The organism is Phenylobacterium sp. (assembly GCF_036723115.1).
Classification (GTDB): Bacteria; Pseudomonadota; Alphaproteobacteria; order Caulobacterales; family Caulobacteraceae; genus Phenylobacterium.
Genome location: NZ_DAIMHV010000123.1, coordinates 1 through 7,796, shown reverse-complemented (window position 1 = coordinate 7,796; position 7,796 = coordinate 1). Strand labels below are relative to the sequence as shown.

General features: G+C 70.5%; 7 protein-coding genes. 1 reads left to right on the top strand and 6 read right to left on the bottom strand.

Annotated elements, in window-relative coordinates:
• The 4 genes from infB to rimP form a co-directional block, all read right to left on the bottom strand.
• On the bottom strand, positions 1–2,701 hold a 2,701-nt coding region (gene infB, locus V7D28_RS11900), incomplete at its 3' end, for a translation initiation factor IF-2 (RefSeq protein ID WP_333587598.1).
• A 99-nt stretch (positions 2,702–2,800) separates the two neighbouring features.
• A complete protein-coding gene (locus tag V7D28_RS11895) occupies positions 2,801–3,463 on the bottom strand; it encodes an RNA-binding protein (RefSeq protein WP_333587597.1) in 663 nt (220 codons plus the stop codon).
• A 5-nt stretch (positions 3,464–3,468) separates the two neighbouring features.
• A complete protein-coding gene (gene nusA / locus V7D28_RS11890; protein ID WP_333587596.1) occupies positions 3,469–5,151 on the bottom strand; it encodes a transcription termination factor NusA in 1,683 nt (560 codons plus the stop codon).
• A 4-nt stretch (positions 5,152–5,155) separates the two neighbouring features.
• Positions 5,156–5,704, bottom strand: a complete 549-nt coding sequence (gene rimP, locus V7D28_RS11885) for a ribosome maturation factor RimP (protein WP_333587595.1) — start codon at positions 5,702–5,704, stop codon at positions 5,156–5,158.
• A gap of 257 nt (positions 5,705–5,961) precedes the next feature.
• Here rimP and ppa point away from each other — a divergent pair, with 257 nt between their 5' ends.
• A complete protein-coding gene (ppa, locus tag V7D28_RS11880) occupies positions 5,962–6,498 on the top strand; it encodes an inorganic diphosphatase (RefSeq protein WP_333587594.1) in 537 nt (178 codons plus the stop codon).
• Between the two features lie 46 nt (positions 6,499–6,544).
• Here the strand turns inward: ppa and trmB are convergent, their stop codons facing one another.
• Both trmB and V7D28_RS11870 read right to left on the bottom strand, forming a co-directional pair.
• On the bottom strand, positions 6,545–7,222 hold the full coding sequence (trmB, locus tag V7D28_RS11875; protein WP_333587593.1) for a tRNA (guanosine(46)-N7)-methyltransferase TrmB: 678 nt from the start codon (positions 7,220–7,222) through the stop codon (positions 6,545–6,547).
• Positions 7,223–7,388: 166 nt separating this feature from the next.
• Positions 7,389–7,796 (bottom strand): methionine adenosyltransferase domain-containing protein (locus V7D28_RS11870; RefSeq protein ID WP_333587592.1); only part of this gene is annotated, 408 nt, incomplete at its 5' end.

The window sequence follows — 7,796 nt, the reverse complement described above, 5'->3', positions numbered from 1 at the left end:
AGGTTTCGCGCTGGATCGGGGCCAGCATGCCCGAGAGCACGCCTTTGATGTCGTCGATCAGGTCGTAGATGATCGCGTAGTAGCGGATCTCCACGCCCTCGCGCTCGGCCAGGTCGCGGGCCTGCTTGGAGGCGCGGACATTGAAGCCGAGGATCGGCGAGCCGGCGCCCTTGGCCAGCATGACGTCGCTCTCGCTGATGGCGCCGGCGCCCGACAGGATGATGCGCGCGCGCACCTCGTCGGTGCCCAGCTTGTCCAGCGAGCCGACAATGGCCTCGGCCGAGCCCTGAACGTCAGCCTTGATGATGACCGGCAGCTCGGAGACCTTCTTGTCGGCCAGCTTGGCCATCATGTCGGCCAGGGAGGCGCCGGCCACGGGGGCCCCGGTCTTCTCGCGCTTCAGGCGCTGACGGTACTCGGTGATCTCGCGGGCGCGGGCCTCGTTCTCCACCACGGCCAGGGGTTCCCCCGGCTCGGGCGTGCCGTCCAGGCCGAGAATCTCCACCGGAGTGGAAGGTGCGGCCTCATCCACCTGTTCGTCCCGCTCGTTGAGCAGGGCGCGCACGCGGCCCCAGTTGGCGCCGGCCACCACGATGTCGCCGCGCTTCAGGGTGCCGCGCTTGACCAGCACGGTGGACACCGCGCCGCGGCCGCGGTCGAGCTTGGCCTCGATGACCACGCCCTCGGCGGTACGTTCCGGATCGGCCCGCAGCTCCATGAGCTCGGCCTGGACCAGGATGGACTCCAGCAGATTGTCCAGGCCCATGCGCTTGAGCGCCGAGACCTCGACCACCTGGGTGTCGCCGCCCAGGCTTTCCACCACGATCTCGTGCTGCAGCAGCTCGTTGACCACGCGGGTGGGGTCGGCGTCGGGTTTGTCGATCTTGTTGATGGCCACGATGATCGGCGCGCCGGAAGCCTTGGCGTGCTGAATGGCTTCCACCGTCTGGGGCATGACCCCGTCATCGGCGGCCACCACCAGGATGACGATATCGGTGACATTGGCGCCCCGGGCGCGCATGGCCGAGAAGGCGGCGTGGCCGGGGGTGTCGAGGAAGGTCACGCGCTGACCATCTTCCAGCCGCACCTGATAGGCGCCGATGTGCTGGGTGATGCCGCCGTGTTCGCCGGCGGCCACGTCGGTGGCGCGCAGGGCGTCCAGCAGCGAGGTCTTGCCGTGGTCGACGTGGCCCATGACGGCCACCACAGGGGGCCGCAGGGGGGCGTCGGCCGCGTCGGTGTCCTCGGACAGGAAGCCCGTTTCCACGTCGGCCTCGGACACGCGCTTGACGGTGTGGCCGAACTCGGTGGCCACCAGCTCGGCGGTGTCGGAATCGATGACGTCGTTGATCTTCATCATCACGCCCTGACGCATCAGGAACTTGATGACCTCGACCCCGCGGGTGGCCATGCGGTTGGCCAGGTCGCCCACGGTGATGACGTCGGGGATGATGACCTCGCGGGCCACGCGGGCCTGCTCCTGGCCGCCGCCCTTGCGCTTTTCGCGCTCGCGTTCACGGGCCCGGCGCACCGAAGCCAGAGAGCGCATGCGCTCCACCGCGCCCTCGTCGCCGGCCGCCAGGGCCTGGATGGTCAGGCGGCCTTCGCGGCGCTGGGGCGCGCCCTTGCCGCGGCTGAGCGCCTTGCCCGGCGTGTTGGTCTTGCCGCGGCGGTCATCCGTCTCCTCGTCGGGGCGACGGTCGAGGCTCGCCGCGCCGGGCCGGGGGGCCTGGCGGGTGGCGCGCTGGATCTCAGGCGTGGCGGGCGGCGCGCCGGGCGCCGGGCGGGCGCCGGCCGGACGCGGACCGCCGGGACGGGCGCCGTCCCGCGGCGCCGCCGGGCGCGGGGCCAGGGCGGAATAGCGCACGGTGTCGCCGCCGGCGGCAGGCGCGCCGGGACGCTGCGGGCGATCGCCCCGGGGCGGGCCGCGGTCGTCGCGCGGGGGCCGGTCAGGCGCCGCCGGCCGCTCGCTGCGCGCGCCTTCGCGCTCAGGGCGCGGCGCCCGCTGGTTGAAGCTGGACGGGTCGAAGCGCGGGGTGCGCGGCGGCCGATAGGTGGTGGTGCTCGCCCGGTCGTCGCGGCGCTCGGGCGAGGGGGTGTAGGTGCGGGTCTGGCCGGCGGCCGCGGCGGACCGCGCCTCGGCGTCGGCTTCCTTCTGCGCGGCGGCGGCGGCGGCGGCCGCGGCGGCGGCCTGTTCAGCCGCGGCGCGGGCTTCGGCGGCCTTGGCCTCGGCGGCCTTGGCTTCCACAGCCTTGGCCTCGGCGGCCTGGCTCTCAGCGGCCTTGGCCTCGGCGGCGCGGGCTTCGGCGGCCTTGGCGGCGGCCTCGTGCTCGGCGCGGACGCGGTCTTCCTCGCGCGCCTTGGCTTCGGCGGCCAGGCGCGCCTGATGTTCACGGGCGCGCTCGATGGCGTTCTGGCGGGCGCGGACCTCTTCGGCCGAGAGGCCGGAATTATCCTGCGGCGCGCGGGAGGCGGGGCGGGAGTCGCCGCCGCGGCGTTCGGCCGAGGAGGGTCCGGCGAGATTTCCCGCCGCCGGGGCGTGAGCGCGCGAGCGCTTGGTCTCCACGACCACGGTCTTGGAGCGGCCATGGCTGAAGCTCTGCTTCACCGTCCCTGCGCTGACCGAGCCCGCACCACGGGGCTTGAGAGTCAGGGGCGGGCGTCCGCCAGGGTTCCGGCCGTTGTCTTTGTCGTCGCTCATGCGCTCGCTTTACTCACCGACCGGTGGATCCGGCCGCAGTCCATTTCAGTCTCAAAACAGTCGTGGCGCGCGGAACTGCCTCCAGTTCCGCTCGCCGCGTCAGGGCTCCTCGCGCCAACTCTCGGGAAGGAGCGGGCGAAAACCGCCCAATCGCCGGACGTCCGCCGCCCAGCGATCGGCTGATCGCCCCGCAAGGAAGGCGGTGTGTATCACATTCTCCAGCCCCAAGGCCAAACCCAATTCGGCTGAGGTGAAGACGCCAAGCCATTCCACGGGCCGGGGGGCCCGCCGGGCGGCGGCGAAAATCTTGCGGCGACCGTCAGCCGCCCCGTCGGCGGCCTCGATCAGCCAGGCCGCCTGGCCAGACCCCAGGGCGGCGGAAACCTTTTCAAATCCCGAGATAAGCTGTCCTGAGCGTCGCGCAAGGCCCAGGCCGTCCAGAACGCGCCGGGCCAGCAGGGCTTCGACCTGGTCGGCCAGGTCCGCAGGGGCCTGAGCGCGGGTCTTGGCCGAGCGGGCGAAGGCGCCCTTTTTCGCCGCCGCCTGCAGGGAGGCGCGGTCGGCGCCCACCCAGACGCCCCGGCCGGGCAGCTTGCGCGCCAGGTCAGGTACAACCTGACCCTCAGGCCCGACCACAAACCGGATCAGTTCCTCTTCCGGGCGCACCTCGCCGGTGACCACGTCCCGACGCTGGCGGGCGGCCTCGGCCAGGGTGGCCGGCGCCGCGGGGTCCCGCGGCGCGCTGTGACCGGCCGAGGCCAAGGGCCCTAGGCCTCCTCGCTCGCGGCCGAGGCCGCCGCGCCGAAGACCATTTCCTCCTCGGTGAGCTCGCGCTCCACCTCTTCGTCCTCATATTCCGGCTCGGGCTCGGCCTCGATCCAGCCCATGGCCACCCGGGCGCGCATGATCAGGGCCTCGGCCTCGGCGGGATCCAGGCCGAAGCTCTCCAGGATGCCCGTCTCGCGAACTCGCTCGCCGTTGCGGCTCTCATACCAGCCGCGCAGGTCGTCGGGGGTCAGGCCGGCCAAGTCCTCGACGGTCTTCACCTCGCCCTGGCCCAGGGCCACGGCGATGGGCAGGGTCACGCCGGTGATGTCGAGCACGGCGTCCTCCACGCCCAGTTCCCGGCGCTTGGCGTCCAGCTCGGCGGCTTCCCGCTCCAGATAGTCCCGGGCGCGGGCCTGGATCTCGTCGGCGGTGTCCTCGTCGAAGCCCTCGATGGACGCCACCTCGGCCTGGTCCACATAGGCCACGTCCTCGACGCTGGCGAAGCCTTCAGTGACCAGCAGCTGGGCGATGACTTCGTCCACGTCCAGGGCTTCCTGGAAGAGGGCGGTGCGCTCGGCGAACTCGCGCTGGCGGCGCTCGCTCTCCTGGCTTTCGGTCATGATGTCGATCTGCCAGCCGGTGAGCTGGCTGGCCAGGCGGACGTTCTGGCCGCGGCGGCCGATGGCCAGGCTGAGCTGCTCGTCGGGAACCACCACCTCGACGCGCTCATCCTCCTCGTCCATGACCACCTTGGACACCTCGGCCGGGGCCAGGGCGTTGACGATGAAGGTGGCCTCGTCCGGGCTCCACTGGATGATGTCGATCTTCTCGCCCTGCAGCTCGGCGACCACGGCCTGGACGCGGCTGCCGCGCATGCCCACGCAGGCGCCGACCGGATCGATGGAGCTGTCGTTGGAGACCACGGCCATCTTGGCGCGGCTGCCCGGATCGCGGGCCACGGCCCGGATCTCGATCACCCCGTCATAGACCTCGGGGACCTCCTGGGCGAACAGCTTGGCCATGAAGCCGCCGTGGGCGCGGGAGAGCAGGATCTGCGGACCCTTGGTCTCGCGGCGCACATCATAGATGTAGCAGCGGATGCGATCGCCGATGTTGAAGTTCTCGCGGGGGATCGACTGGTCCCGGCGCATGATGCCTTCGCCGCGGCCCAGATCGACGACCACATTGCCGTATTCGACCCGCTTGACCGCGCCGTTGATGATCTCGCCGACCCGGTCCTTGAATTCCTCATGCTGGCGCTCGCGCTCGGCCTCGCGGACCTTGCCGGTCACCACCTGGCGGGCCATCTGGGTCTGCACCCGGCCGAACTCGAAGGGGGGCAGGATCTCTTCATAGACCTTGCCCACCTGGGCGTCGGGGTCGCTGCGGCGGGCTTCCGACAGGCGCTGCACGCCCGGAGGCTGTTCTTCGCCGGCCTCCTCGTCCCAGGCCGCGTCGTCGGCGACCACGGTGATCACGCGCTTGATGGTGGTTTCGCCGGTCTTGGGATCGATGTGCACGCGGATGTCGTGCTCGGCGCCGTAGCGGGCGCGGGCGCCCTTCTGGATCGCCTCTTCGATCGCCTCGATGACGATCTCCTTCTCGATCGACTTCTCGCGGGCCACCGCCTCGGCGATCTGCAGAAGCTCCAGCCGGTTGGCGGAAATGCCAGTCAGGCTCATGGTCTTAATCCTCTCGGTGGGATGCGTCGTCGTCGGCGCCGAGGCGATCGGCTCTTTGCGCAGCGCCGCGTTTCATGAGTTCGTCGGAGAGCACCAGCTTGGCCTCCACGATCCAGTCGAAGGGCACGAGGACGGTGTCGGTCTCGCCCTCCAGGTCCAGGCAGACCTGACCGTCCTCGATCCCCGCCAGCACGCCGCGGAAGCGCTTGCGCCCCTCGGCCATGCGGTCGAGCTCCAGCCGCGCCTCAAGGCCCTCATAGGTCTCGAAGTCCTTCAGGCGGGTCAGGGGGCGATCCACGCCAGGGGAGGAGACCTCCAGCACATATTCCCCGCTGATGGGATCGGCGGCGTCCATGACCTCGGAGACCGCCCGCGACAGGGCCGCGCAGTCATCCACATTCATCTCGCCGGCCGGAGTCTCGGCCATGATCTGAAGACGGCGCTGGCGGTCTCCGCCCATGAGCCGGATGCGCACGATCTCATAGCCCGCCGCCTCGGCCACGGGGTCGAGCAGGTCCAGGAGCTTCAGATCTTCTGCGGTCTTGCCGCGCATATGCAGGCCGCCCTTCGGCAAAGAAAAAAGCGGCTGGGCCGAAGCCCGCCGCTCGAAAGCGCCATCCAGCGCTAACGGACGATGTTGCCGACAATATAGGCGCAAGCCGCGGCCTTGTCATCCGGCTCTTTGCGCCTGCGCGCGCGGGGCGAAATCGGGCGCCCAGGGCGGTTCAAACCCCGTTCCCCCGCGGGGGTTTTAGCCCTATGGAGGCGCATCTCCTCCCCGAGACAGATCACACGCGAGTCATTTCCCACATGGACCTTTCCAAGATCGCCATCGGCGCCAACCCGCCCTATGACGTGAACGCCGTTATCGAGATCCCTCAGGGCGGCGAGCCGGTGAAGTACGAGATCGACAAGGAATCGGGCGCCATCATGGTCGACCGCTTCCTGCACACGGCCATGTTCTATCCGGGCAATTACGGCTTCATCCCCCACACCCTGTCCGAGGACGGCGATCCCATGGACGTCATGGTGGTGGGTCCGACCCCCGTGGTGCCGGGCGCGATCATCCGCTGCCGCCCCGTCGGCACCCTGATGATGGTCGACGAGGCCGGCGCCGACGAAAAGGTGTTGGCGGTTCCGGTGGACAAGCTGCACCCCTTCTATACGGGCGTGGAGTCCTGGCGCGGCCTGCCCTCGATCCTCACCGAGCAGATCGCCCACTTCTTCAAGCACTATAAGGACCTGGAAAAGGGCAAGAGCGTCGATATCGTCCGCTGGGCCGATCCCGACGAGACCGCCGCCCTGATCCGCGCCGGCATCGAGCGGGCCCAGCAGGCCAAGGGCTGAGCGGGGCCGGCGCAGGCGAAGGCGAAGGCTCGGACGCCTTCGCCGGTCAGCGCCGGATGAAGTCCAGGAAGACCGGGGCGCAGTCGCCCAGGCGCTTTTCCTCATAACGCGTGGTGATGTGGTCGGCGGGCGGGATTCGCCAGTCGTCCGCACGCGCGGCCGGCCAGTCGAAATGCGGGCTGGCGAGCAGGCGCGCCAGGCTCCAGTCGGCATAGTCGGCCCAGTCGGTGGCGAAGCGCAGCCGGCCGCCGGCCGCCAGCACCCGCGCCAGGTCCTCCACCAGTTCGGCCTGCAGCAGGCGGCGCTTGTGGTGGCGCGCCTTGGGCCAGGGGTCGGGGAAGAGGATGAAGACCCGCTGCAGGCAGGCCGCCGGCAGCCGGGCGATCAGATCGCGCACGTCCCCGTCATGCAGCCGCACATTGGCCAGGCCCTGTTCGTCCATGTGGCGCAGGGCGCTGGCCACGCCGTTCTGGAACGGCTCGGCGCCCAGGATCAGCACGTCGGGCCGCCGGGCGGCCTGGGCGGCCATGTGCTCGCCGCCGCCGAAACCGATCTCCAGCCACACCTCCGTCGCCGCGGGCGCCAGCGCCCGGGGATCGAAGGGCGTCTCCGGGCAGCGGACCTTAGGCAGCAGGCTGTCCATCAGGGCGGCCTGGCGCGGCTTGATCGGGCGCGACTTGATGCGCCCGAACGAGCGCATGTGCGGATGGGAGTCTTTGCTCATGGCCTGGAGCGCGTTCCGATAGGTGGGAACCGGTTATCGGTTCACGGGGCGGGTCCCACAAGAAATTCAGACCCTGATCGGGTTGTGAAACCGGATCAGGGTCTGGTGAAACACGCCCTCGCCCGCCCGTCCCCGCCGGTGCGGGAACGGGCGCGGGGGTCTTGGCTCAGGCCAGGCTCTTGAGCTGGTCGACCAGGTCGACCTTTTCCCAGGAGAAGCCGCCCTCGTTGTCGGGGGCGCGGCCGAAGTGTCCATAGGCCGCGGTGCGGGCGTAGATGGGACGGTTCAGGCCCAGATGCTCGCGGATGGCCCGGGGCGTGCCGCCGCCGATCAGCTCGGGCAGGACCAGCTCCAGCTTGGCGGGATCCACCTCGCCGGTGCCGTGCAGATCCACATAGAAGGACAGGGGCTCGGCCACGCCGATGGCGTAGCTGATCTGGATGGTGCAGCGCCGGGCCAGGCCCGCGGCCACCACGTTCTTGGCCAGGTAGCGGCAGGCATAGGCCGCCGAGCGGTCCACCTTGGTGGGGTCCTTGCCCGAGAAGGCGCCGCCGCCGTGCGGGGCCGCGCCGCC

Bases quoted from the DNA above. Each gene is read 5' to 3' on its own strand.
- trmB (WP_333587593.1), bottom strand. From the start codon at position 7,222: ATGAGCAAAGACTCCCATCCGCACATGCGCTCGTTCGGGCGCATCAAG.
- nusA (WP_333587596.1), bottom strand. From the start codon at position 5,151: ATGAGCCTGACTGGCATTTCCGCCAACCGGCTGGAGCTTCTGCAGATC.
- ppa (WP_333587594.1), top strand. From the start codon at position 5,962: ATGGACCTTTCCAAGATCGCCATCGGCGCCAACCCGCCCTATGACGTG.
- rimP (WP_333587595.1), bottom strand. From the start codon at position 5,704: ATGCGCGGCAAGACCGCAGAAGATCTGAAGCTCCTGGACCTGCTCGAC.